General features: G+C 70.7%; 19 protein-coding genes. 3 read left to right on the top strand and 16 right to left on the bottom strand.

Annotation, left to right across the window (positions count from 1 at the left end; all coding sequences use genetic code 11):
• Positions 1–14: 14 nt before the first annotated feature.
• The 7 genes from infB to LPW41_RS06455 form a co-directional block, all read right to left on the bottom strand.
• Positions 15–2,819, bottom strand: coding sequence for a translation initiation factor IF-2 (gene infB, locus LPW41_RS06485; protein WP_230704375.1), 2,805 nt, complete (start codon positions 2,817–2,819; stop codon positions 15–17).
• Positions 2,820–2,912: 93 nt separating this feature from the next.
• Positions 2,913–3,164, bottom strand: a complete 252-nt coding sequence (locus LPW41_RS06480; protein ID WP_074694212.1) for a YlxR family protein — start codon at positions 3,162–3,164, stop codon at positions 2,913–2,915.
• Between the two features lie 34 nt (positions 3,165–3,198).
• Positions 3,199–4,188 (bottom strand): transcription termination factor NusA, encoded by a 990-nt coding sequence (gene nusA, locus LPW41_RS06475; RefSeq protein WP_144828446.1) that lies wholly within the window; start codon positions 4,186–4,188, stop codon positions 3,199–3,201.
• A 120-nt stretch (positions 4,189–4,308) separates the two neighbouring features.
• The gene (locus LPW41_RS06470; RefSeq protein ID WP_230704374.1) at positions 4,309–4,911 is read right to left on the bottom strand and encodes an HD domain-containing protein; all 603 of its coding nucleotides are present in this window, start codon (positions 4,909–4,911) and stop codon (positions 4,309–4,311) included.
• A 288-nt stretch (positions 4,912–5,199) separates the two neighbouring features.
• Positions 5,200–7,695: a glycogen/starch/alpha-glucan phosphorylase gene (locus LPW41_RS06465; RefSeq protein WP_154095948.1), complete on the bottom strand. Its 2,496-nt coding sequence runs from the start codon at positions 7,693–7,695 to the stop codon at positions 5,200–5,202.
• A 94-nt stretch (positions 7,696–7,789) separates the two neighbouring features.
• On the bottom strand, positions 7,790–9,628 hold the full coding sequence (locus tag LPW41_RS06460; protein ID WP_230704373.1) for a lipase family protein: 1,839 nt from the start codon (positions 9,626–9,628) through the stop codon (positions 7,790–7,792).
• A 111-nt stretch (positions 9,629–9,739) separates the two neighbouring features.
• Entirely contained in the window at positions 9,740–10,543 is an 804-nt protein-coding gene (locus LPW41_RS06455; RefSeq protein ID WP_230704372.1) for a MerR family transcriptional regulator, read from the bottom strand.
• A gap of 102 nt (positions 10,544–10,645) precedes the next feature.
• Here LPW41_RS06455 and LPW41_RS06450 point away from each other — a divergent pair, with 102 nt between their 5' ends.
• On the top strand, positions 10,646–11,455 hold the full coding sequence (locus LPW41_RS06450; RefSeq protein WP_187358349.1) for a DUF1206 domain-containing protein: 810 nt from the start codon (positions 10,646–10,648) through the stop codon (positions 11,453–11,455).
• 9 nt (positions 11,456–11,464) lie between these two features.
• Here the strand turns inward: LPW41_RS06450 and LPW41_RS06445 are convergent, their stop codons facing one another.
• From LPW41_RS06445 to ispG, 8 genes are all read right to left on the bottom strand, one after another.
• Complete coding sequence (locus LPW41_RS06445) at positions 11,465–12,286, bottom strand: aldo/keto reductase (protein WP_144828464.1); 822 nt, start codon at positions 12,284–12,286, stop codon at positions 11,465–11,467.
• A 166-nt stretch (positions 12,287–12,452) separates the two neighbouring features.
• Positions 12,453–14,249, bottom strand: a complete 1,797-nt coding sequence (locus tag LPW41_RS06440) for a proline--tRNA ligase (protein WP_144828467.1) — start codon at positions 14,247–14,249, stop codon at positions 12,453–12,455.
• A gap of 18 nt (positions 14,250–14,267) precedes the next feature.
• The gene (locus LPW41_RS06435; RefSeq protein ID WP_186325381.1) at positions 14,268–15,473 is read right to left on the bottom strand and encodes a hypothetical protein; all 1,206 of its coding nucleotides are present in this window, start codon (positions 15,471–15,473) and stop codon (positions 14,268–14,270) included.
• Positions 15,470–15,997: an RNA polymerase sigma factor gene (locus LPW41_RS06430; RefSeq protein WP_186325382.1), complete on the bottom strand. Its 528-nt coding sequence runs from the start codon at positions 15,995–15,997 to the stop codon at positions 15,470–15,472. Before LPW41_RS06430 ends, LPW41_RS06435 begins: the two co-directional genes overlap by 4 nt.
• Positions 15,998–16,764: 767 nt before the next feature.
• Positions 16,765–17,154, bottom strand: a complete 390-nt coding sequence (locus LPW41_RS06425; protein WP_230704371.1) for a type II toxin-antitoxin system VapC family toxin — start codon at positions 17,152–17,154, stop codon at positions 16,765–16,767.
• A complete protein-coding gene (locus LPW41_RS06420) occupies positions 17,151–17,387 on the bottom strand; it encodes a type II toxin-antitoxin system Phd/YefM family antitoxin (RefSeq protein ID WP_144828478.1) in 237 nt (78 codons plus the stop codon). Before LPW41_RS06420 ends, LPW41_RS06425 begins: the two co-directional genes overlap by 4 nt.
• A 55-nt stretch (positions 17,388–17,442) precedes the next feature.
• Positions 17,443–18,630 carry a benzoate/H(+) symporter BenE family transporter gene (locus tag LPW41_RS06415; protein ID WP_230704370.1) on the bottom strand — a complete coding sequence of 396 codons (1,188 nt, stop codon included), beginning with the start codon at positions 18,628–18,630 and terminating at the stop codon, positions 17,443–17,445.
• An 81-nt stretch (positions 18,631–18,711) separates the two neighbouring features.
• Positions 18,712–19,842, bottom strand: coding sequence for a flavodoxin-dependent (E)-4-hydroxy-3-methylbut-2-enyl-diphosphate synthase (ispG, locus tag LPW41_RS06410; RefSeq protein ID WP_144831737.1), 1,131 nt, complete (start codon positions 19,840–19,842; stop codon positions 18,712–18,714).
• A gap of 236 nt (positions 19,843–20,078) precedes the next feature.
• On the opposite strand from ispG, the gene LPW41_RS06405 reads away from it, so the two are divergent.
• Entirely contained in the window at positions 20,079–21,974 is a 1,896-nt protein-coding gene (locus LPW41_RS06405) for an anthranilate synthase family protein (RefSeq protein ID WP_230704369.1), read from the top strand.
• A 493-nt stretch (positions 21,975–22,467) separates the two neighbouring features.
• Here LPW41_RS06405 and LPW41_RS06400 read toward each other — a convergent pair whose 3' ends face one another.
• On the bottom strand, positions 22,468–23,784 hold the full coding sequence (locus tag LPW41_RS06400) for an RIP metalloprotease (protein WP_144828487.1): 1,317 nt from the start codon (positions 23,782–23,784) through the stop codon (positions 22,468–22,470).
• Positions 23,785–23,871: 87 nt separating this feature from the next.
• Here LPW41_RS06400 and LPW41_RS06395 point away from each other — a divergent pair, with 87 nt between their 5' ends.
• Positions 23,872–25,536 (top strand): Mur ligase family protein, encoded by a 1,665-nt coding sequence (locus tag LPW41_RS06395; RefSeq protein ID WP_230704368.1) that lies wholly within the window; start codon positions 23,872–23,874, stop codon positions 25,534–25,536.
• Positions 25,537–26,119 lie beyond the last annotated feature (583 nt).

Genomic DNA, 26,119 nt, shown 5'->3' with positions numbered 1-26,119 from the left:
CCCGCCAGGTGTGATCAGCCTCGCGGCTTCTCGACCATTTCGGTGGTCTCGATCTCGTCACCGATCTGGATGTCGTTGAACTTGCCGAGACCGATACCGGCCTCGAAGTCCGTACGAACCTCGGTGACGTCGTCCTTGAAGCGGCGCAGCGACTCGATGGCCAGGCCATCGGCCAGCACGACACCGTCGCGGATGACGCGAGCCTTGGCGTTTCGCGTGATCGTTCCCGATCGCACGATGACACCGGCGATGTTGCCGAACTTCGAGGAGCGGAACACCTCGCGGATCTCGGCGACACCCGACTGCACCTCTTCGAACTCCGGCTTGAGCAGGCCCTTGAGCGACTGCTCGACGTCGTCGATCGCGTTGTAGATGACCGAGTAGAACCGCACGTCGACACCCTCGCGGGCGGCACGCTCACGGGCCTTCGTGTCGGGACGGACGTTGAAGCCGATCACGATCGCGTTGTCGATCGTGGCCAGGTTGATGTCCGACTCGGTGATCGCACCCACACCGCGGTGGATGATGCGCAGCTGGACGCTGTCGTCGACCTCGATCTTGAGCAGCGACTCCTCGAGCGCCTCGACGGCACCCGACACGTCACCCTTGATGATGAGGTTGAGCGACTCGACCTTGCCCTCTTCGAGAGCGCGGGTGAAGTCCTCGAGCGAGATGCGCTTGCGGGCCTTGGCCAGCTGGGCGTTGCGCTCGGCCGCTTCACGCTTCTCGGCGATCTGACGGGCGGTGCGGTCTTCTTCGGTGACGATGAAGACGTCGCCGGCGCGGGGCACGGAGTTGAGGCCCTGAACCGAGACGGGACGCGACGGGTAGGCCTCGTCGACCGCTTCGCCGTTCTCGTCCATCATCGCGCGGACGCGGCCGTAAGCCGTTCCTGCGACGATCGCGTCGCCGACGCGGAGGGTTCCGGACTGGATGAGCACCGTGGCGACCGAACCGCGACCCTTGTCGAGCTTCGCTTCGATCGCGACACCGCGGGCCGCCTTGTTCGGGTTGGCCGTGAGGTCGAGACCGGCGTCGGCGGTGAGCAGGACCGCATCCAGGAGGGCCTGGATGTTGAGGTTCTCTCGGGCCGAGACGTCGACGAACATGACGTCTCCGCCGTACTCCTCGGCGACCAGACCGTACTCGGTGAGCTGCTGGCGCACCTTGGCCGGGTTGGCGTCGGGCTTGTCGACCTTGTTGACCGCGACCACGATCGGCACATTGGCCGCCTGGGCGTGGTTCAGCGCCTCGACCGTCTGGGGCATGATGCCATCGTCGGCCGCGACCACGAGGATCGCGATGTCGGTCACCTGCGCACCACGGGCACGCATGGCGGTGAACGCCTCGTGACCCGGGGTGTCGATGAAGGTGATCGCGCGCTCGATGCCCTCGTGCTCGGTCCAGATCTGGTACGCACCGATGTGCTGCGTGATGCCGCCGGCCTCGCCCGCGACCACGTTGGTCTGGCGGATGGCGTCGAGCAGTCGCGTCTTACCGTGGTCGACGTGGCCCATGACGGTGACCACGGGAGGACGGATCTCGAGATCGTCCTCGCTCTCGGCCTCGAGCTCGGCGTCGAGGTCGAGACCGAAGCCCTCGAGGAGCTCCTTGTCTTCGTCCTCGGGCGAGACCATCTGGATCTTGTAGCCGAGCTCGGCTCCGAGCACCTCGAAGGTGGCCTCGTCGAGCGACTCGGTCGCGGTGGCCATCTCGCCCAGGTTGAACAGGATGGTCACGAGCGTGCCGGGCTGCACGGTGTAGCCGCGCAGGGCCTCGAGCTTGTCAGCGAAGTCGGCGATGGAGGCACCGCGACGCAGGCGGATGATCTCGCCGTTGCCCTTCGAGACGTTGACGCCGCCGACGACCGGCGCCGACCGCATCTCGAATTCCTGCCGCTTCGCCCGACGCGACTTACGCTGCTTGGACTTGCCGCCACCCTTACCGAAGGCACCTGCGGTACCACCGCCGGGGCCACGGCCACGGCCGCCACCACCGCCGGGACGACCGGCGAAACCGCCGGCCGGAGGACCGCCACCGGGGCGCTGGAAGCCGCCACCGGCACCGCCGGGACGACCGGGACCGCCGGGACGCTGCTGGAACGGAGCGCCGGGACGACCGCCACCACCGGGACGACCGGCACCACCGGGGCGCGGAGCACCGGGACGCGGGGCGCCGGGGCGCGGAGCCTGCGGACGCGGGATGTTGCCGGGGGTCGGGCGCTGGCCCATGCCCTGCGCCGAGGCGAAGGGGTTGTTACCCGGACGGGGGCCGGAGGGACGCTGGCCCATGCCCTGCGCCGAGGCGAAGGGGTTGTTGCCGGGACGGGCTCCACCCGGACGCGGGGGCGAGCTCGGGCCGGGCTTGGGGGCACCGGCGCCGGGAGCTGCGGCACCGGGGGTCGGAGGGGTCGAACCGGGGCTCGGCGGCGACGACGGAGTCGAGGGCTTGGCCGCCGACGGGGCCGCGGGGGCGGATGCCGCGGGGGCGGCCTCGACCGGAGCCGCTTCGGGAGCGGCCGGAGCCGCAGGCTTCGCGGGTCCGGGCGTGGGACCCGACGGGCGGTTGCCGGGGGTCGCGGCCGGACGAGCCGGGCCGGGACGGGCACCGGGGCGCGCCGCGGAAGCGGCGGGCTTGGCATCCGAAGAGGAAGACGAGCCTTCGGAGGCCAGCGCAGCGCGGAGCTTACGGGCGACCGGGGGTTCGATGGTGGATGAGGGGCTCTTGACGAATTCGCCGAGCTCCTTCAGCTTCGCAAGCGCGACCTTGCTGTCGACGCCGAGCTCGGAAGCGATCTCGTGCACGCGTGGTTTTGCCACAATTCTCCTGTCTGAGGGCCTACCCCGGACAGGGCAGACCGTTAGTTGCGGACGGGTCTCATTTCGAGCCGTTCACTTCGTGTCCATAGCCGTTCAGCCTTTTCGCTGGTGGTGTGATTCGAAGGTCTGCGTGTCAAGCGGGCCTGACACACGCAATGCTCGTACGAAGGCGCGACGTGCGAGCGCTTTGCTCACACACGCGTCCGTCTCGTGCACCCACGCGCCCCGACCGGGAAGAACCGCCCGCTCGTCTGCGACGAGGACGGATCCGTCCGCGACCACACGCAGAAGCGAGGATCGGGGGGCACGTGCGCGGCATCCGACGCACGTTCGTACGGGTTCCATCCTACACCTCGCGATCGTGGGGACGATCGGTCGCTCAGTTGTCTTCGAGGATGCTGTCGGGCTGGATGTCGATCTTCGCACCGGTGAGCTTGGCGGCCAGGCGGGCGTTCTGGCCCTCCTTGCCGATCGCGAGCGACAGCTGGTAGTCGGGAACGAGGGCGCGCACGGCCTTGGTCGAGGCGTCGAGCACGAACGACGAGGTCACCTTCGCGGGCGACAGGGCGTTGGCGACGAAGCGCGGCAGCTCGGCGTCGTAGTCGATGATGTCGATCTTCTCGCCGGCGAGCTCCTCGGTGACGGCGCGCACGCGGCGTCCGAGCTCTCCGATGCAGGCGCCCTTGGCGTTCACCGTCGGGTCGTTCGCCTTGACGGCGATCTTCGAGCGGTGCCCGGCCTCGCGGGCGAGGGAGACGATCTCGACGAGTCCTGCGGCGATCTCGGGCACCTCGAGGGCGAAGAGCTTGCGCACGAGACCCGGGTGGGTGCGCGAGACGGTGATCTGCGGACCCTTGTTGCCCTTGGAGACGCTGGTCACGTACACGCGCAGACGCGAGCCGTGCGCGTAGGTCTCGCCGGGCACCTGCTCCTCGGGCGGGAGGATGGCCTCGACGGTGCCGAGGTCGACGTGCACCATGCGCGGGTTGGGACCCTGCTGCACGACGCCGGCGACGATGTCGCCCTCTTTGCCGCGGAACTCGCCCAGCACGGCGTCGTCGGCGATGTCGCGCAGACGCTGGCTGATGACCTGCTTGGCGGCGAAGGCGGCGATGCGACCGAAGTCGTCGGGGGCCTGCTCCTCTTCGCCGACGATCGCGCCCTCGTCGTCGGTGACGGGGGTGAAGATGCCGACGTGACCGGTCTTGCGGTCGAGAGTGGCGCGCGCTCCCGTGGGGATCTCACCGGTCGGCGAGATGTGCTTGGCGTAGGCCGTCAGGATCGCCTGCTCGATGATGCGCGCGAGTTCGTCGAAGGGGATCTCCTTCTCGCGTTCGATCGTCTTGAGTAGTGCGAGATCGATGTCCACAAGGCCCTCCGTTGTTCAGCTTTCGTCGGCACGACCGGCGCCGACAACCCTCCTACGATACCCGGGATAACCGGCCGCTCGCATCTCGGCGGGCGATCCCGGATGCCGCGACGTCGGGGATCAGAGGGTTTCGAGCGGATTCGCGGCGAGCTTGGCCACCACTCCCCCGTCGACGAGTCGTCGGGCGGCGGTGTCGGGCTTGCGGACGGCCTGATCGAGCACGCACGCGCCGAACTCCGCGGCGAGGGCTCCGCGCGGGTGGGCGGCGAGCACCTCGCGGCGGAAGTCCTCGGGCAGCGCGTCGGGGCGGGCGCCCGAGATGTCGAGGCCCGTCGCGATCTCGAGCAGGTGCCCCTCGGCATCCATCGCCGGATCCACGCGCGGCCAGTTGTGCCGCACGATCACCTCGAGCACGCGCTCGCGGCGGGGCTGCTCCCACCCCGCGCCCGCGGTGAGCGCGACGCCGACGTGCCCGCCCGCGTGTTCGTACGACAGCGTGTGGTTGTCGAATGAGCCGACGGTGCCGATGTCGTGCAGCACCGCGCCGACGTACAGCAGCTCGTGGTCGATGTCCCGGATGCCGTCGATGACGGCGAACGCCTCGGCCCACAACCACGACCGCAGCGCGTGCGCGGTGATCGCGGGCGACTGGTACTGCCGCGCGAGCGAGAGGGCCCCGCGGCCGGCGAGGGTGTCGGGAATGGGGAAGTCGCTGATGCGCACGGGGCCTCCGGGATCGAGAGGCTTCCACTCTCGCGCAGGTCGCCCCTCGACGCCGTCGCCGGTCGGCCAGCCTTCGCAGCCTTTCCGCCAGCGCGCGTGCACAACGCAGGAGATGACGGCGCCGCGCGCGGTGATGCACGCGCGATGACGGGGTGCGCGGTCGGCGCGGCATCCGAATCTCCGGAGTTGTGCACGCACCGCGCCCGTCACCGACCCAGATTCAGGGGCCGGAACGACGGATGCCGCGACCTCGGGCGAGCGCCCGGGTCGCGGCATCCGGAAACCGCGTCAGCTCACCGGGGTGGCGTGCCAGATGCGGTCCAGGTAGTCGCGCATGGCCCGATCGGACGAGAAGTAGCCGCTGCGCGCGACGTTGAGGATGGCCGAGCGCACCCAGCCGTCCTGGTCGGCGTAGGCCGCGTCGACGCGCTCCTGGGCGTCGAGGTACGTCGAGAAGTCGGCGAGCGCCATGAAGCGGTCTTCGTACAGCAGGTTCGACACGAGCGGCTCGAACACGGTGCGGTCGCCGCCCGAGAAGGCGCCCGAGGCGATGAGGTCGATCGCGCTGCGCAGCCGTTCGTCCTTCTGGTAGAAGTCGGCGGGGCGGTAGCCCTCGGCCCACAGTTCCTCGACCTCGGGCTCGCTCATGCCGAAGAGGAAGAAGTTGTCGTCGCCGACGAGCTTGCGGATTTCGACGTTCGCGCCGTCGTCGGTGCCGATGGTGAGGGCGCCGTTGAGGGCGAGCTTCATGTTGCCCGTGCCCGAGGCCTCTTTGCCGGCGAGCGAGATCTGCTCCGACAGGTCGGCCGCGGGGATGATGCGCTCGGCCAGGGTCACGTTGTAGTTGGCCGGGTAGACGACCTTGAGCTTGCCTTTGACCCGCTCGTCGGCGCTGACCACCTCGCCGACGGCGTTGATGAGGTGGATGATGCGCTTGGCCATGCCGTAGCCGGGCGCGGCCTTCGCACCGAAGAGGAACGTGCGCGCCTGCACCTCGTCGACGTCGAGGCGGCCTGAGACGATGCCCTCGTAGGTGCTGACGATGTGCAGCACCTTGAGCGTCTGGCGCTTGTACTCGTGCAGGCGCTTGATCATGACGTCGAGCATGTGACCGTCGTCGAGAGGCGCTTCTCCGCGGGCCTCGAGCACGCTGCTGAGGCGACGCTTGTTCGAGGCCTTCACCGCGGCGAAGCGCTCGCGGAAGTCGGCGTCGTCGGCCAGGGCCTCGAGGCCGCGCAGGCGTTCGAGGTCGACGGTCCATCCGGCACCGAGGGCCTCGGTGATGAGGCTCGACAGGTCGGGGTTGGCCAGGCGCAGGAAGCGGCGCGGGGTCACGCCGTTGGTGACGTTGGTGAACTTGTCGGGCCACATGGTGGCGAAGTCCTTCAGCACGTTGTCGCGCAGCAGCTGCGAGTGCAGCTCCGCGACGCCGTTGACCTTCGACCCGGCGACCGTGGCGAGGTAGGCCATGCGCACCGAGCGCGAAGGGTGCTCGCCGATGATCGACATGTTGCGGATGAGCATCTCGTCGTCGCCGAAGCGCTCGCGCACCTCGAGCAGGAACTCGTCGTTGATGCGGTAGATGATCTCGAGGTGACGCGGCAGCAGGTGACCGAGCAGGTCGACCGACCAGACCTCGAGCGCCTCGGGCAGCAGCGTGTGGCAGGTGTAGGCGAAGCACTTCTGCGTGATCGCCCACGCGGCATCCCACTCGAGCTTCTTCTCGTCGACGAGCACGCGCATCAGCTCGGGCACCCCGATCACCGGGTGGGTGTCGTTGAGCTGGAAGATCACGCGCTCGGGGAGCTTCTCGATGTCGAAGTCGTCGGGCAGCACGTTCTCGATGAAGTCGGCGATGGATGCCGCGACGAAGAAGTACTGCTGCTGCAGGCGCAGCTCCTTGCCCTGGGGCGTGGAGTCCTCGGGGTAGAGCACCTTCGAGATGTTCTCGGCGAAGGTCTGCGCGCGCACCGACTCGACGTAGTCGCCGGAGTTGAAGGTGTGCAGGTCGAAGGCGTTGGTGGCCACGGCACGCCACAGGCGGAGGGTGTTCACGCGACCGTTGTGGTAGCCCGGGACCATCATGTTGTACGGCACGGCGAGCACGTTCCACTCGGGTACCCAGCGCGTGCGCTCCACGCCCTCGTCGTCGTAGGTCTCGGTGGTGCCGGCGAACGAGATCGTCTGCGCGGCCTCGGGGTGGGCGAAGTCCCACGGCGAGCCCATGCGCAGCCACGCGTCGGGCTGCTCGACCTGCTGCCCCTCGTTGAAGGCCTGGCGGAAGATGCCGTACTCGTACCGGATGCCGTAACCGATGGTGGGGATGCTCATCGTCGCGAGCGAGTCGATGAAGCAGGCCGCGAGGCGACCGAGGCCGCCGTTGCCGAGTCCGGGCTCGATCTCGACCTGGCGCAGGTCGTCGATGTCGATGCCGCACTGCGCGAGCGCCTCGGTCGCGATGTCGGTCAGTCGCGCGGCGAGGAGGTTGTTGTCGAGCTGGCGTCCCAGCAGGTACTCGGCCGAGAGGTAGCAGACGGTCTTGTTCTGCTGGGCCTTCTGCTGCGCGCGATCGTCGAACCAGCGCGCCATGAGGTAATCGCGCACCGTGTACGCCAGGGCCAGGTACTGGTCGTTGACGTCGGAGTTCGACAGCGTGACGCCCTGGTCGAAGTTGAGGTTCTGCAGGAACTGCTTCGCGAAGCCGTCGACGGATGCCGCGGGGGCGACGACCGGCGCGATCGCGAGCGGGTGAGTGGGGCGCAGCTCAGCGGTGTTCTCGGGCATTCTCCGACCGTAATGAGTACGGCCCCCTTGCGCCAACGCGGAACGGGAACGACACACGATCTTCACTCCGGCGCCGTATTGCGCGGAGCGCGTGTCAGCGCAGGCCGCAGCCGTCGATCACCTGGTCTTTGCGTTCGATGAGCTTCTTCGTCCAGTCGTAGAGCACGGGCAAAAAACGCGACTTGGGCAGGATCGGGCGCAGGTGGTCGTAGCCCGCGTAGGTCGCCCAGCGCACGTCCTGACCCTCGGTGCAGAGCTTCGCGACGTAGTCGCGCTGCAGCTTCGGCGGGATCACCTCGTCGTCGGCGCCCCAGGCCACCAGCATGGGCGTGCCCAACGGGGCGGTCATCGCGTTCTCGGCCAGCCGCTCCCCGAGCGCCCCGTCGGTGAGGTCGGCGCTGTAGAGCGGCCTGTCCTCCGACACCCCGAGGGCGGCGAGCACCGACACGACCACGCCGGGCTCGCTCGGGCAGCGCTGCGTCATCTCGAGCACGATCGATCGCGAACCCTCGGCGATGTAGTCGTCGAGGCGCACGTCGGGGTACGTCTCGGAGTAGGGCACCAGCACCCAGGAGGTGATCACCGACAGCATCGCGTTGGGCGGCCCCGACAGCAGCTCCTCGGCGAGCGCGGGCGGATCGGCGACGGGGGCGACCACCGCGGTGCCGAGCACGTCGAGGCCGGGCGCGTAGTCCTTCGCGATCGCGGTGGTCCACAGTGCCGCGTGACCGCCCTGGGAGTGACCCCACACGACGGTGTCGGGCGAGAGCGTCAGGTCGGTGCGCAGTTCGGCGGTCGCGAGCACCGCGTCGAGCGATGAGCGGGCCTCGCCCTCGCCGATCAGGTAGGGGTAGGCCCCCGGTGCCCCCTGGCCGGAGAAGTCGGATGCCACGACCACCCACCCCGCTTTGAGCGCCTGTTCGAGGGCCGGGATCGACCACTTCGTCGCCGAAGCGTCGCGCAGGCTCGGCGCGCAGCCCTGGGCCACCCCGGTCGTGCCGTGGTTCCACACGATGACGGGGCGGGGGCCGGCGGGCGGGTCTTTGGGCACGATGACGAGCGCGCTGGCGACGGCCGGACGATCGAGCGCGTCGCGCGTGGTGTACAGGATGCGCGAGACGTCGCCGTTCTCGGGGAGTCGGCCGAGATAGGCGTCGGAGCGGATGAGGCGACCGTGCCCGCTCGGCACCTGCGCGGGCGGGTCGTAGAACGCGTCGACCACCGGGGCGCCGTCGTCGAGCCAGTCGTTGAGCCACCATCCGCCCGCCGCCGTCGCCACGAGCACGAGCGACAGGGCGTAGCGACCGGCCGCTGCCCAGCGGGCGCGGATCACCCGTCGGCGCACCGCGCGCTGCGCGTCGAAGGGCTCCTTCCGCTGCCGCGGGCGCCGGATGCCGACCACCCCGCGCCAGAACACGCCCAGGCCGAACACGACCGTGCGCACACCGAAGACGACCGCCAGCACCAGCACCGTGACATCGGGCCACGTGAACGACAGCAGCCCGAACGCGATCTGAGCGACGCCCCACGCGAGCGCGAGGATGCGTGCGCTCGCGGGACCCGCGCCGGTCGCGCGCCCCACCGAGGCGAGACCACCGATCACCAGCAGCACCGCGAGCACGGGCGGAAGCAGCTCGAGGCTGCGGCCGAGCCAGACGAGCACGGCGAGACCGGCGACGATCCACGCGGCCGAGACCGCGCGCTGCCACCAGCCCGCGGGCCGCCCCACGAGCTCGACGACGCCCATGGCCACGGCGCTCGCGCCGACGTACACGCCGAGCAGCACGAGGGAGGTGAGCGGACGCGACACGATGAGCACGCCCAGGGCCACCACGATCGCCCCGACCAGCAGCAGCACCCGCGGCGGCGCGTTGCGCACGAGCGCGGGGAGGGCGTTCCACCGGCGCAGGTGCGGTCGGCGGGTCGCGGGCATCAGGCAATGATAAGCACCGTCGCGCGGCGACCCGGGCGGGCCGCCGCGTGCGCTACCGGCTCGCTGGCGGGTGCCGTCGGCCGCTCCCCCGGCGGTCGGAGAGTGGCACGGTCAGGCGGTCGCGACCGGCTGCTGCAGCTCGGTGACCCAGTCGGACTGATCGTCGGACTCGGCCCGCACGTACAGCTCGCGGCACGGACCCGCGGGAACGAACCCCCGCGCGAGGATCTGCGAGTGGATCGACTGCCAGCTCTCCGCGATGCCGTCCATGGGGCCCAGGTGGATGCCGCATACAGCCTGATCGACAGCGGCCAGATCGACGAGGTCTATCCCCTCCCGCGCCGCCCCGCTGTACACGTACCCGGCCACGATCTCGAGCCCGTCCTCGACCGCGGTGTACTGCGCGATCGGGGTCTCGAGTGCACCGCCGACGTCGCCGATCACCGCGGCGACCTCGTCGAAGGCCGGACCGACGATGTCGGCGATGGCCGCCGACGACGGGGCGATCGTGCGCCGAGCCGCCAGGCGGACGGCGGGGAGGGGCTTCTGGATGGTCTCGATCTCGCGCATGCGCGTCTCTCTCTCGATCAGATGGAGCCGCCGCTCCACGTCGACGAGTCGAGCGGCCGCGATCCGGTGCTCTCGCTCGACCTCTGCGCGACGCGCGTGCAGCAGACCGGCGATGCGGTCGGCATCCACCCCCTGATCGAGGATGAGGGCGACGTCGTCGAGGCCGAAACCGAGCTGGCGCAGAGCCACGATCCGGTGCAGCCTCTCCAGCTGCGACGGGTCGTAGGAGCGGTAGCCGCTGAACTCGTCCACGTGCGCGGGCACGAGCAGACCCGCCGTGTCCCAGTGCCGGAGCATCCGGTGGGTCACCTGGCCGATCTGCGCGAACGCTCCGATGGACAACATGATTCCGTTATCCCCCCTCACACGGTGTCAGGGTCAAGCATCCCAGGAGCCGCGCGGCGCAACCGGCGCGGGGTGGGGCACGGAACCGCGTACGGTGCAGAGGTGTCCACCCCCGCCCGCGCCGCCGCCCGAGACGCGGAGGCCAACCCCGCGTTCCGCATCGCCGCGCGCGCGGGGTACGCGGCCAACGGCATCCTGCACCTGCTCATCGGCGGGCTCGTGATCGCGGTCGGCCTCGGCGCGAAGGAGGACAGCGATCAGACCGGAGCGTTCCGCGCGGTCGCCGCGGCGCCCCTCGGCGCCGCCGCTCTGTGGGCCCTGGCCGTCGGACTCGTGGCCCTCGGCGCCTGGCACCTGCTGCAGGCGTTCGCCCCGCGTCACCTCTCGGTGTGGCGCCGGATCGGCCGGATCTTCGCCGAGGCCCCGCAGGGCCTCGTCTTCGTCGCGATCGGGCTGGTGTCGGCGTCCGTCGCCCTGGGCGCCCGTCCACGCGCCGAGCAGGCGGCCGAAGACCTCAGCCAGGGCGTGCTCACCTGGCCGATCGGCGGATTCGTGCTCGGCGTGGTCGGTCTCGCGGTGGCCGCGGTCGGCGTCGGCTTCGTCTGGATGGGCCTGCGCCGGTCGTTCCACTCCAAGGTGCGCACGCCGGCAGGCCCCGGCGGCTTCGCCCTCACGGTGCTCGGCGTCGTCGGATTCGTCACGAAGGGCGTGGCCCTGCTGATCGTGGGGGTGCTCGTGGTCGTCGCCGCCGTCACCGTCGAGCCCGACACCGCGGGCGGGCTCGACGGAGCGACCGCCGCCGTCGTGGCCCTGCCCGCCGGCCCCGTGCTCGCCTGTCTCGTCGGTGTGGGATTCCTCGCCTACGGCGTCTTCACGGTCTTCCGCGCGCGGTACGCACGGCTCGACGCCTGAGCTCGGGCCTCAGTCGAGGTCGGGGTTGCGGCCCGTGCGCTCGCCCGTGTCGAGGGTCGCGATGACGGTGTGGTCGTCCTCGTCGAGCGTGAAGTCGAAAACGTCGCCGTTCTCGCGGATGCGGTCGAGCGACACCGACTTCGGGAACACCACGAGGTCGCGATCGAGGTGCCAGCGGATGACGACCTGGGCCGGCGTCTTGCCGTATTTCTCGGCGATGCGGGCGAGCACCGGCTCGTCGAGCAGGCCGCCGCGCGCGAGCGGCGCCCACGACTCGGTCACGATGCCGTTCGCGACGTGCCAGTCGACCAGCTCGTTCTGCGGGAAGCGCGGGTGCAGCTCGACCTGGTTCACGGCCGGCAGCAGTCCGGTCTCGTCGCGCAGGCGATCGAGGTGCACGACCGAGAAGTTGCTGACGCCGATCGAGGCCGCTCGTCCCTCCTGCTGCAGGCGCTGGAGCGCCCTCCAGGTGTCGACGTAGCGGTCGGCACTGGGGATCGGCCAGTGGATGAGGTAGAGGTCGACGCGGTCGAGACCGAGCTTCGCGGCGCTGGCGTCGAAGGCCCGCAGCGTTTCATCGAACCCCTGGTCGTCGTTCCACACCTTCGTGGTGACGAACACCTCGTCGCGCTCGAGGCCCGAGGCGCGCAGCCCTTCGCCGACCTCGGCCTCGTTGCCGTAGAGCGCGGCCGTGTCGATGTGGCGGTACCCGGCGGCGAGCGCGCCCTCGACGAGACCGGCGGTGACGTCTGCGGGCACCTTGTACGTGCCGACGCCGAGCTGCGGGATGGTGGAGCCGTCGCTCAGCGACAGGCGGGGTGCGGCGATCATGGCATCCACGCTACCGAGTCGCCCGCGCGTGCCGGGTCGCTTGACCACCCGCCCCGACTTGCTGCGTCGAAGACCGCGAAACTGCATCTCGCTGACATGTCGGTTGCAACCTGCAGCCGTGTCGTCAGCGAGATGCAGTCTCGCGATGAAAAGGCGGGGCGAAGGCTCAGCGCGTGAGCGCCGCCACGGCGTCGTCGACCGACACGGTGTCGCGTTCGCCCGTGCGGCGGTCCCAGAGCTCGACCTGACCCTCGGCCGCGCCGCGACCCACGATGAGGATGCGCGGGATGCCGACGAGCTCGGCGTCGCCGAACTTCACGCCGGGCGACACCTTGGGGCGGTCGTCGTAGAGCACGTCGAGACCGGCTGCCTCGAGCTGGTCGGAGACGGATGCCGCGAGCTCGAACGCCACGGCGTCGCGGCCGGTCGCGACCACGTGCACGTCGAACGGCGCGACGGACTCCGGCCAGATCAGGCCCTTGGCGTCGTTGTTGAGCTCGGCGATGATCGCGAGGATGCGGGTGACGCCGATGCCGTACGAGCCCATCGTGACGGTGGCGAGCTTGCCGTTCTCGTCGAGCACCTTCAGGCCCAGAGCCTCGGCGTACTTGCGGCCGAGCTGGAAGACGTGGCCGATCTCCATGCCGCGCGCCAATTCCACCGGGCCGGAGCCGTCGGGGGCGGGGTCGCCCGCGCGCACGGTCGAGACCTCGACGACGCCGTCGCCGACGAAGTCGCGGCCTGCGACGAGGGAGTGCACGTGCTTCTGGTCGATGTTGGCGCCCGTGATCCACGCCGTGCCGTCGACCACGCGGGGGTCGAGCACGTAGCGGATGTTCGTCGCCGACTCCTCGCCCAGCACGGGACCGGTCGGCGACCAGGGGCCGATGTAGCCCTTGACCAGCAGCGGGTTCTTCGCGAAGTCGGCCTCGGTGGCCGCCTCGACCTCGGCGGGGGCGAAGGCGACCTCGACGCGCTTGTCGTCGACGTCGCGGTCGCCGGGAAGGCCCACGACGACGAGCTCGCGCGTGCCGTCGAGGTGTGTGAGGGCGAGCACGACGTTCTTGAGCGTGTGCGCGGCCGTCCACTGGGTGGCCTCGGCGGTGGCCGGACCGGCGATGCCGGGCGCGGGGGCCTCGAGGTGCGCGTTCGCGTGGTCGACGAGGGTCGCGATCGTCGGAGTGTTCGGCGAGTCGAAGACCACGGCCTCGGGCTGCCCCTCGATGGGCAGCGACTCGGGAACGACGGTCGTGAAGGCCTCGACGTTCGCCGCGTAGCCGCCGGCCGAGCGCACGAAGGTGTCTTCGCCGATCGGGGTCGGGTGCAGGAACTCCTCCGACTTCGATCCGCCCATCGCGCCGGCGTCGGCGGCGACGATCACGTACTCGAGGCCCAGGCGGGTGAAGATGCGCTCGTAAGCGTCGCGCTGAGCCTGGTACGAGGCGTCGAGACCGGCATCCGTCGCGTCGAACGAGTACGCGTCCTTCATCGTGAACTCGCGGCCGCGGAGGAGGCCGGCGCGGGGACGCGCCTCGTCGCGGTACTTGTCCTGGATCTGATAGATCGTCAGCGGCAGGTCTTTGTACGACGAGTACAGGTCCTTCACCAGCAGGGTGAACATCTCCTCGTGCGTGGGCGCGAGAAGGTAGTCGGCGCCCTTGCGGTCCTGCAGGCGGAACAGCGCGTCGCCGTACTCCTCCCAGCGTCCCGTGACCTCATACGGCTCGCGGGGCAGCAGCGCCGGGAAGTGCACCTCGAACGCTCCGGCGTTCGCCATCTCCTCGCGGACGACGGCCTCGATCTTGGCCTTGACCCTCAGACCCAGAGGGAGCCACGCGAAGACGCCCGGGGCGTTGCGACGGATGTAACCGGCGCGCACGAGCAGGCGGTGGCTCGTGACCTCGGCATCCGAGGGATCTTCGCGGAGCGTGCGGAGGAAGTAGTTCGACAGACGGGTGACCACGAGAGACGAGTCTAGGCCTCAGCCGTAGACGCCCTCGAAGACCAGCTCGGCGATGCTCTTCACCGCCGCGGGACGATCACCCTCCGTCATGGACCAGGGCAGGGCGACGCGCACCCAGTTCCCGTCGACGAGAACGTCCGCGTAGTAGACGGTGCCCCCGCCCAGCGGCCCCTCGCTGAGTCGCGCGGCGTCGGTCGTTCGCCCGCCGGTCGCCGAAATCGGCTGGCCGGTGACCGCGGCGTCGAAGGCCCACTCGCCGCCCGGCAGCCAGGTCACGCGAACCGACTCCGTGTCGAGATCGTTCGTGGCACTCGCGGGGTAGTAGTGGCAGAGAGGTGCGTCCCAGTAGCCGTCGAGCATCCATGCCTGCACGCTCCATCCTCCCCACCCGTCTTCGACGGATTTGAGGCCGGGGATGCCGACGATCGGTCCCAACCGTTCCGGAGGAAGGACCGTCGCGCACTCACCCGGGAGCGCCCTCGACCCGGTCGGCGGGACCCATCGCGACGCGGATGGCGGAGACGCGCGGATGAGATCGCCGATCTGCGAGGCCGCGACCGCGCTCAGCGCGTCGTCCTCGGGCGTTCGCCCGACCTCGCCATCCGAGGTTCCCACGACGGAGAGGAAGGCGCCCTCGATGAGTTCGCACGGGAACTCGGCGCTACAGGTGTCGCCGAGCACGGCACGATGATGCTCCACGACGCCCTCGGCGTCGGGAACGATCGAAACCTCCGCCGAGCGCCCGTTGAGCTCACCGAACTCGCAGTAGAGCGCGCCCGCCTGCTCGAAGGAGTACTGCATCGGCCCGGGCAGCCAGGCGTTCCCCGTGAGACGCGGAATCGTGGAAGCGATCTCGGGCACCTCCCCACCGAAGAACGACGCGACGAATGGAGCCACGTCGGCGCAGCCGAACGAGAAGCGCGACGCGGGTTGTGCCACGATCCGCGCCGGCGGCGCCGTCGGGGTCGGAGTCTGCGAGGCCGTCGGGGTCGGCACCGGCGCCACGGTGGCCGTGGGGCTGGGCGACGGGGTGTTCGCGATCGGCGGTGCGCTGAGCGTCGTCGTGGCCGCCACTCCCCCGGCGAGCGCGACCACGAGCAGGGCCGCGACGGATCCGGCGATCCAGGCGCCGCGGTGGGCACCCGCGGGCTTGATGTCGCGGGCTCCGCCCACGATGCGGGCGCGCAGGGCGGCGCGCTCGTCGGGTGTCAGCTGGTCGATCATGCCCGGACCCCTTCCAGCGCGAGCTCGTCGCGCAACTTCGCCTTCGCGCGGGACAGCCGCGACTTCACCGTTCCGGCCGGAATGCCGAGTGCCTGAGCGATCTCGCGCTCGGGGTAGCCCTCGAGCACCGACAGCACCACGACCGCCTGTTCGCGCTCGGGCAACCGCTTGAGCGCCGAGAGCACTCCGCTGTCGTCGTGTCCCGACGTCGCGGTCGCCGCGACCGGTGCGCGATCGAGCAGGGCGCGGTACCTCCTGCTCGAGCGCTCGAGGTTCCGCGCGCAGTGGGCGACCGTCGTCAGCAGCCACGGCAGGGGCGACCCGTCGACCAGACGCACCGAGGCGCGTTTGCGCCACAGCTCGAAGAACGCCACGGTCACGGCGTCCTTGGCGTCCTCCCGATGGGTCAGCAGGCGCGACGCGTGCCGGAACAGCCGCGCGTCGTACCGATCGAACAGAGCGGCGAGCGCGAGCTCGTCGCCTTGGCGCACCCGGGTCCACAGCCCGGCGTCGTCGTCATCCACACTCTGTAATGTCCACGATCCGTCGATCGGTTCACGACCGACGTGGCGGTTTCGATAACGAAAAGGTGACGGGTCCGTCGCTCTCGAGACGGCCGTGCTCGCACGTCCCGTGCGATCACGAACGGAGGGGGCCGATTCGCCATCGCGCTTCGGCCCCCTCCGTCGCTCCTCTATCGACGCGAGGCGGTCCGTCGTGCGGTCCGCGCCCGTCGAACGGCCATCAGGGCCGCCCCGCCGCCCAGCAATAGCGACGCAGCCGTCACCGGTCCGGCTGGCGCGGCATCCGTTCCCATGACCGCGAGGGCACCCGCCGGCGATCCCGTGGCCGGGGCGGAGGTCGGCGTGGCCCCTGCCCCACCCGTGCCGGCACCCGCACCGGGACCGGTGCTCGACGACGGGCTCGGCGTGGGCGTCGGGCTCGGCGCGGCTTCAGCGGTGAACACGGCGCGCGCCACCTCCGCGCGGCCGGCGCACCAGCGACCCCGTCGACGTCAGCGTCAGGGCGAGGACGACGAGAAGACCGGCTCGGGCGCGGGCCGGGCGTCCGGAGGTCGAGCGGGACATGGAGCCACCTCGGGTGCGGGGGATCGGAAGGAGAGCGACGGCGTGCACCGGGCGTTCGCCGGATCGCCGCGGGCTCATGAAACCACTCGGAGAGAGTCACGCCCTCCGACGAAGCACAGAAGTAGTCGAGCATTCACCAGCTCTCGCGGCAGAATCACCTCCCTGCGCGCGGGCTCACAGGAAAAAGTCCGACCGCTCACGTCTCACCACTGAACGGCGAGGCCTGCCAGCCGAGAGAACGCGTCGTCGCTGCTGAGAAGCGTGAGGGACTCCACCATCGCCTGCGCGGCGAGCATCCGGTCGAACGGGTCACGATGATCCCACTGCAGGGCTCCGGCGAGGAGCGCATGCGTCTCGTCGATCGGGAGCCTCTCCGCGCCGAGGCGATCGAGATGGCGTGCGTAGCCCCCGACGAGCGCGTCGGCGTGCGGGAGTTTGCCGATCCGCTGCTTCGTCGAGATCTCCCACGCAGAGGCGGCGGACACGACGATCGTCGACGACGGGTCGGCAAGGATCGTCGAGGAGGCCGGGCCGAGGCGATCCGGGGCGGTCAGCGCCCAGAGAAGCGTGTGCGTATCGAGCAGATACCTCACGCACCGGCCTCCCAGGCCGAGAGCTCCTCTTCGGGCAGGGGGTCGGAGAACGACTCCGGGATCGCGTAGGCCACGAAGCCCAACTCCCGCTCCGCCGGCGGCTCGACGGCGACCAGCCGCGCGGCCGGGGTATCGCCCCGCGCGATGACGACCTCGTCGCCGCGTTGCACGGAGGCGATGAGGGCGGACAGATGCGTCTTGGCGTATTGCACCTTCACTCGCGACGTCTTCATGAGAGCAGACTCGCACCCACCTCCGACATCGGTCAACCGCACTTGGTCAACCTGGTCACACGGCGCGACGCCGCCCCACGTGCAGCACGGTGCGCATGACGAGCCCCGCCAGCAGGGCCCAGAACGCCGCGCTGACCCCGAAGACGGCGATCCCGGATGCCGCGACGAGGAACGTCACCACGGCGGGAACCCGCTCGCCGGGGTCGTCGATGGCCTGCTGCACGGCCGAGCCGAACGCACCGAACAGGGCCACGCCGGCCACCGCGGGGATGACCCCCGCCGGGGCGAGAAGCACGATCGCGGCGAACGCGGCCGACAGCGCGCCGAGCACGAGGTAGGTGCCCCCGGCCGAGACTCCGGCGACCCAGCGTCTCTTCGGGTCGGGGTGCGAGTCGGGGCCGGCGGCGATCGCCGCGCTGATCGCGCCGAGGTTCATCACGTGCCCGCCGAAGCCCGCGGCCGCGGCCGAGCCGAGGCCGGTGACGAGCATCGCGGGGCGCCACGGGATCGTGAACCCGAGGCTGCGCATGACCGCGACGCCGGGCACGTTCTGCGACGCCATCGTCACCACGAACAGGGGTAGCCCGACGCCCACCACGGCGCCGAGGGTGAGGGTCGGGGCGGCGAACTCCAGATGCGGCAGGAGCGAGGCGGCATCCGCGTTCACGCCCGTGCGCGCCAGCTCGATCGCCACCACGACGATCGCGGCGACGAACGCCAGCGGCACGGCCCATCGGGGAAGAACCCGCGAGGCGACCAGCCACACGATCAGCACCGGCGCGACACCCCACGGGTCGTCGACGAGGCCGACGAAAGGCGCGACGCACAGCGGCAGCAGCACCCCCGCGAGCATCGCCTGCGCGATCGAGGGCGGGATGCGCGCGATGAGCGCCCCCAACGGCGGGAACAGCGCCGTGCACAGGATCAGCGCCGCGCACACGAAGAACCCGCCCACCACGGCCGACCAGCCGCCGTCGACCGTGCCGGTGGCCGCGAGCAGCGCGACACCCGGCGTCGACCACGCCACGGTGATCGGGATGCGATACCGCGACGCGAGGATCACGCAGCCGATGCCGACCACGAGGGTGATCGCGAGCAGACCGCTCGCCGCCTGCGCGGGCGAGGCGCCCACCGAGCGAAGACCCGTCAGCACGACGGCGAAGGTGCTGGTGAAACCGACCAGGGCGGTGACGACCCCGGCGACAAGGGGACGAGCGAGGGAGGCGGTGGGAGTCTCGGTCATGAGAATCCCGACGCTATCGGACCGCGGGGGTCGCTCCCGGACGCGGGTGCGTTCGGCGGCCGGGCGTCGCGCCCGGGTGAATCAGGCCGTGATGACCTGGGCCGTCCCGGTCGCGGCATCCGGACCCATCTCGGCAGCGAGGCGGTTCGCCTCGGCGATGAGGGTCGCCACGATCTCGCTCTCGGGAACGGTCTTGACGACCTCTCCCTTGACGAAGATCTGGCCCTTGCCGTTGCCCGAGGCCACGCCCAGGTCGGCGTCGCGCGCCTCGCCGGGTCCGTTGACGACGCAGCCCATGACGGCCACGCGCAGCGGAACAGTCATGTCCTTGAGGCCCTCGGTCACGTCGTCGGCGAGCGTGTACACGTCGACCTGGGCGCGACCGCACGAGGGGCACGAGACGATCTCGAGCTTGCGCTCGCGCAGGTTCAGCGACTGCAGGATCTGGTGGCCGACCTTGACCTCTTCGGCCGGCGGGGCCGACAGCGAGACGCGGATCGTGTCGCCGATGCCCTCGGACAGCAGGATGCCGAACGCCGTGGCGCTCTTGATCGTGCCCTGGAACGCGGGGCCGGCCTCGGTCACACCGAGGTGCAGGGGCCAGTCGCCCCGCTCGGCGAGCATGCGATACGCCTTCACCATCACGACGGGGTCGTTGTGCTTGACCGAGATCTTGAAGTCGTGGAAGTCGTGCTCTTCGAACAGCGAGGCCTCCCACACGGCGCTCTCGACGAGGGCTTCGGGCGTGGCCTTGCCGTACTTCTCGAGCAGGCGACGGTCGAGCGATCCGGCGTTGACGCCGATGCGCAGCGAGACGCCGGCGTCTTTCGCGGCCTTGGCGATCGCGCCGACCTGGTCGTCGAACTTGCGGATGTTGCCCGGGTTCACGCGCACCGCGCCGCATCCGGCGTCGATCGCCTGGAACACGTACTTCGGCTGGAAGTGGATGTCGGCGATGACCGGGATCTGGCTCTTCTTGGCGATGATGTGCAGCACGTCGGCATCGTCCTGCGACGGCACCGCCACGCGCACGATCTCGCATCCGGATGCCGTGAGCTCGGCGATCTGCTGCAGCGTGGCGTTGATGTTGGTGGTGGGCGTCGTGGTCATCGACTGGACGCTGACGGGGGCGTCGCCACCGACGAGCACCTTGCCGACCCGGATCTGACGGGTCTTGCGACGAGGCGCGAGGGTCTCCGGCACGCGGGGCATTCCGAGGTTCACAGCAGGCACGGGCTCAGCCTACGCCGCCCGCACCGCACGGGGCCTGAACCGCCGCCGAGAGCCCCCTGTGGTAGGTTCGGCGCCATGCATGCACCCCTGTCTTGGTGGCCCACCGTCTAGGCGGTGAGCACGCATGCGCAGACCGCCCCTCCCCTGGAGATCCGGGCGGTCTTGTTGTTTCCGGCGGCCGCTTTGGACCCACGATCACAGACGGAAGTACCTCGATGACCGGGCCCGACCCCTCCACCCTGCTCGCCGACCTCGCGGCGGGATCCGCCCCCTTCGCCCTCATCGCCCGTGACGGCGAGTCGGTCGAGGTGCTCACCGGCGATGTCGTCGACGTCGAGCTGCTCGCCGACATCCCGCTGATCGACGCCTCGGGCGCGCCGCGCGAGGTGCTCGCCCTCGTGCCGTACCGCCAGGTGCGCGAGCGCGGGTTCGTCTGTCACGACGACGGCGCGCCGCTGCGGTGCCTCGTGATCGACGAGCGGGTGGCCCTGCCGCGCGCCGAGGCCATGGCCGTCCTGCCCTCCTCCCCCGTGCCGCTCGACGACGCCGGCTTCGACCTCGCCGACGAGGACTACGCCGACATCGTGCGCCGGGTGATCGCCGACGAGATCGGTCGCGGCGAGGGGGCGAACTTCGTGATCCGTCGCGACTTCGTCGCCGGCGTCGACGTCGATCCGCGCGTCGCCGCCCTCACGTGGTTCCGCGCTCTGCTCGAGCACGAGAAGGGCGCCTACTGGACCTTCGCGGTCGTGACCGAGGGGCACATCGCCGTGGGCGCGAGCCCCGAGGCGCACGTGAGCGCCAAAGACGGCATCGTCACGATGAACCCCATCTCGGGCACCTTCCGTCACCCCGCCGGCGGGGCGACCGCCGAGACCCTCGCGGAATTCCTGCGCTCGACCAAAGAGACCGAAGAGCTCTTCATGGTCGTCGACGAGGAGCTGAAGATGATGAGCGCCGTCTGCAGCGACGGCGGACGCATCACGGGCCCGCACCTCAAAGAGATGTCGCGCCTGACCCACACCGAGTACATGCTGCGCGGCCGCAGCGACCTCGACCCGCGCGACATCCTGCGCGAGACGATGTTCGCCCCCACCGTGACCGGCTCGCCCATGCAGAACGCGTGCACGGTGATCGCGCGCCACGAGACGACGCCGCGCGGGTACTACTCCGGCGTCGCCGCGCTCTTCACCCCGAACGGCAACGCCGAGGGGCCCACGCACGACCTCGACGCCCCGATCCTCATCCGCACGGCCTATCTGGTCGACGGCCGCCTGCGCGTGCCGGTGGGAGCCACCCTCGTGCGCCACTCCGACCCCTACGGCGAGGTCGGCGAGACCCACGGCAAGGCCGCCGGCGTGCTCGGTGCGATCGGCGCCATCCCCCGCGACGTGCCCGTGGCCCCCGCCGACGCCGATCCCGACGCCCCGGCCACCGCACGTCGGCCGCTGGCCGAGGATCCCGCGATCGCCGAGTTGCTGGCATCCCGCAACGAACGCCTCGCGCCGTTCTGGATGAACCCGCAGGACCCCGACGGATCGGGTCCCTTCGCCGGTCGCACCGCCCTCGTGGTCGACGCCGAGGACCGCTTCACCACGATGCTCGCGCACCAGCTGCGTCACCTCGGCCTCGACACCCGCATCGTCCACTGGGCGGAGGCGTCGGATGCCGACGTCGACGGCGCCGACCTCGTCGTGTCGGGCCCCGGGCCCGGCGACCCGCGCGACGACAGCGCGCGGATGAGCGCGATGCGCCACGTGGTCTCGCGGCGGCTGACGAACGACGCCCCGCTGCTCGCGGTGTGCCTCAGCCACCAGATCCTCGCCGACCGGCTCGGCCTCGACCTCGCCCCGCTCGCGCAGCCCCACCAGGGTCTGCAGAAGAGCGTCGACGTGTTCGGCGAGCCCGCCTCGATCGGGTTCTACAACACCTTCACGGCACGGGCGACGGATGCCGCGGCCCCGGGCGTCGACATCGCCGCGGATGCCGAGACGGGCGACGTCTACGCGCTGCGGGGCCCCGGCTTCGCGAGCGTGCAGGGCCACCTGGAGTCGATCCTGTCGCGCGACGGCATGCGCACCCTCGAGCGTCTCATCGCCCACGCGCTCTGACGCGCGCCGAGGTGGCTGAGCCTGTCGAAGCCCCCGCCACCCGCGTACCAAGGTGGCTGAGCCTGTCGAAGCCCCCGCCACCCGCGTACCAAGGTGGCTGAGCCTGTCGAAGCCCCCGCCACCCGCGAACCAAGGTGGCTGAGCCTGTCGAAGCCCCCGCCACCCGCGTACCAAGGTGGCTGAGCCTGTCGAAGCCCCCGCCACCCGCGTACCAAGGTGGCTGAGCCTGTCGAAGCCCCCGCCACCCGCGAACTCCCGGGCCCTTCGACAAGCTCAGAGACCTCTGTTCCCAGGGCGGCTGAGCCCGTCGAAGCCCCCGCCACCCGCGAACTCGCGGGCCCTCCGACAAGCTCAGGGACCTCTGATTCAAGGTGGCTGAGCCCGTCGAAGCCCCCGCCACCCGCGAACTCCCGGGCCCTTCGACAAGCTCAGGGACCTCTGTTCCCAGGGTGGCTGAGCCCGTCGAAGCCCCCGCCACCCGCGGCGCGGGGCGCTAGAGCAGCTGCACCGGGTTGAAGACGTCGGCGAGGAACAGCACCCCGCCCATGCCCACCAGCAGCACGACCACCACGAAGGTCAGGGGCACCAGCTTCGTCGCGTCGACCGGCCGGGCGACCGTGCCGCGCAGCCGCGCGAACCAGCGCTTGATGCCGTCCCACAGCGCGACGACGACGTGACCGCCGTCGAGGGGCAGCAGCGGGATGAGGTTGAACACGAACAGCGCGATGTTCAGCGCCGCGAGCAGACCGATGATCGCGCCCACGCGATCGAGGATCGGCGCGTCGATGGCGGCGAACTCGCCGGCCAGGCGCCCGGCGCCGACGACGCTCAGCGGACCGTTCGGGTCGCGCGGCTGACCGGTGAACAGGTCGACGGCCGTGTCGTAGACGCGCACCGGGAGCTGCGTCATGATCTGCGCGACGCTGCCCACCTGCTGGATGGTCGCCTCGGGGCCGGCCCAGATCGGCTGCGGAACCAAAGTCTGCTGCGCGGTGAGCCCGGCGAAGCCGAGGGTCTCGTACTCGGGCGCGCCGGAGGCGTCGGTGACGGCCTTGCCCTGCGCGTCGGTGACGGCGCGATCGGTCTGCGCCGGCGTCACGCTGACCGTCCGCTGCGTGCCGTCGCGGTCGATGACGACCGACAGCGCCTGGCCCGGCGACTTCTGGATGATCGCCGCGGCTTCTGCGAACGTCGACACCGGGGTCCCGTCGACCGACACGATCTTGTCGCCGGGCTGGATGCCGGCCGCGGCGGCCGGGGCGACGGGGTCGGTCGAGGTGCAGTCGGTGCGATTGTCGCTGGCCGGGATCACGCACTGCGACACCGCCGCGACGGTCGTGGTGGCCGTGGCCACGCCGATACCGCTGAGCGCGATGGCAGAGAGCACGAACGCCAGGATGAGGTTCATGATCGGTCCGCCGAGCATGACGATGATGCGCTTGTAGACCGGCAGCTTGTAGAAGACGCGGTCGTCGGCGGCGATCAACGTCTCGGCGTTCGCGTCGCGGGCGTCCTGCACCATCGTGGCGAAGAAGCGCGAGCGCTTCTTCTCGGGGGTGCCGTCGTCGGGGGCCGGCGGGTACATGCCCGCCATCGAGATGAATCCCCCCAGGGGAAGCAGCTTGAAGCCGTACTCGGTCTCGCCGATGCGCTTGGACCACAGCGTCGGTCCGAAGCCGATCATGTACTGGCCCACGCGCACGCCGAAGAGCTTGGCGGGCAGCAGATGTCCGATCTCGTGCAGCGCGATCGAAACGGCGAGTCCGACGACGAGCACGACGACGCCGATGAGGAACGCGATCGCAGTCACCCGCCGACGATACCGCCGCGGGCCTTTGAACCGCCCGTGCGGCCGCGATGCGGTGTCTGTGCGACCCCGGATGAGACAATGGTGGGGATGTCCTCCGACGCCCCCTCGAACCTGCCGCCCGTCCTCCGACCGGAGCGTCCGCCCCGCCGTGACCTCGCCGAGCTCGCCCGCCGCTACGGCGTGCGCACCGTGGGAGAGGTCGAGGGTACGACCCTGACCGGCATCACGCTGGCCACCGCTGATCTGCGCGCGGGCGAGGCCTTCGTGGCGATCCGCGGCGTCAACCGCCACGGTGCGGAGTTCGCCGCCACCGCCGCCGAGCGCGGCGCCGTCGCCGTGATCACCGACGACGCGGGCGCCGAGATCGCCGCCCCCACGGGGCTTCCCATCGTCGTGGTCGACGACCCGCGCGCGCTGCTCGGCGACCTGTCGGCCTGGGTCTACGGCACCGGCCCCGACGACCGGCTTCCTCAACTGCTGGCGACCACCGGCACCAATGGCAAGACGAGCGTCTCGCACCTGCTCGAGGGCATCCTCGGCCAGCTCGGCGTCGTGACCGGACTGTCGTCGACCGCCGAGCGCCACATCGCGGGTGAGGTCATCGTCTCTCGACTGACCACGCCCGAGGCCTCGGAGTTCCACGCCCTGCTCGCCCTCATGCGCGAACGTGGCGTCGAGGCCGTCGCCGTCGAGGTCAGCGCCCAGGCCCTCACCCGACACCGCGTCGACGGCCTCGTCTTCGACGTCGCGGGCTTCACTAACCTCACCCACGACCACCTCGACGACTACGCCGACATGCGCGAGTACTTCGAGGCGAAGCTCCCCCTCTTCCGCCCCGACCGCGCGCGCCGCGGTGTGGTGTGCCTCGACTCCGCCTCGGGCGCCGAGATCGCCGCGCGGGCCGAGATCCCCGTCGTGACCATCGCGACCCCGGCCATCGCCGAAGACGCCGCCTCCGCGGCATCCGCCGATTGGACCGTCGAGATCGTCGACGAGCGCCAGGAGGGCACCGAGTTCATCCTCAGCAACGGCAAGGGTCGCTCGTTGACCACCGTCGTGCCCGTGATCGGCCGGCACATGGCCGCCAACGCGGGCCTCGCGATCGTCATGCTGCTCGAGGTCGGCTACACCTGGGAGCACGTGTTCAGCACCCTCGACGGCGAGCGCATCGACGCGTCACTGCCGGGTCGCACGCAGCTGGTTTCGTGCCCCGAGGGTCCCGCGGTCTACGTCGACTTCGGTCACTCCCCCGACGCCTTCGAGAAGACGCTCGCCGCCGTGCGCCGCGTCACGCCGGGCCGGGTCGTCATGCTCTTCGGTGCCGACGGCGACCGCGACGCCACGAAGCGCCACGACATGGGGCGCACCGCGGTCGAGGGCAGCGACATCCTCATCGTGACCGATCACCACCCGCGTCACGAGAATCCCGACACGATCCGCGAGGTGCTCGTCGAAGGCGCTCGTCGTGCGCGTCCGGATGCCGAGATCCACGAGTTCACCCCGCCCGAGCGTGCGATCCTCGAGGCCGTGAAACTCGTCGGCGAGGGCGACGCGATCCTCTGGGCCGGCCCCGGGCACCAGGACTACCGCGACATCCGCGGAGTGCGCACGCCCTACTCGGCGCGCGAGCTGTCCCGCCGTGCCCTGCGGGCCGCCGGCTGGGCCGTGCCCGACCCCCAGTGGCCCGTGCCGTACCCGGCCGACAGCACGCCGTCGTCCGACCCCGAGCGCCCGGTTGACTTCCCCGCTTGAGAACGCGAGGGCCGCGCCCCTTCGCACGCGAGGTCGCTGAGCCTGTCGAAGGCCCCGGGGCCGACGCGCGCGCGAACGCAAGGTGGCTGAGCCTGTCGAAGGCACCGGGACTGCGCACGCGCGAACGCAAGGTGGCTGAGCCCGTCGAAGCCACCGGGGCCGGCGCACGCCCGAACGCAAGGTGGCTGAGCCTGTCGAAGCCACCGTGGCCGGCGCACGCGCGAACGCAAGGTGGCTGAGCCCGTCGAAGCCACCGTGGCCGACGCACGCGCGAACGCAAGGTGGCTGAGCCCGTCGAAGCCACCGGAGCAAACGCACGCCCGAACGCAAGGTGGCTGAGCCCGTCGAAGCCACCGGGGCCGGCGCGCGTGCGAACGCAAGGTGGCTGAGCCGGTCGAAGCCACCGTGGCCGGCGCACGCGCGAACGCAAGGTGGCTGAGCCTGTCGAAGCCACCGGGGCCAACGCACGCCCGGTCCCTTCGACAAGCTCAGGGACCTCCCGAACGCGAAGGTCCAACGCACGCGCGAACGCAAGGTGGCTGAGCCTGTCGAAGCCACCGGGACCCATGTACGCCCGGTCCCT

Source organism: Microbacterium sp. JC 701, from assembly GCF_021026215.1.
Classification (GTDB): domain Bacteria; phylum Actinomycetota; class Actinomycetes; order Actinomycetales; family Microbacteriaceae; genus Microbacterium; species Microbacterium algihabitans.
Note: the sequence above shows the minus strand (reverse complement) of the source record. Positions and strands in the feature narration are given on the sequence as shown.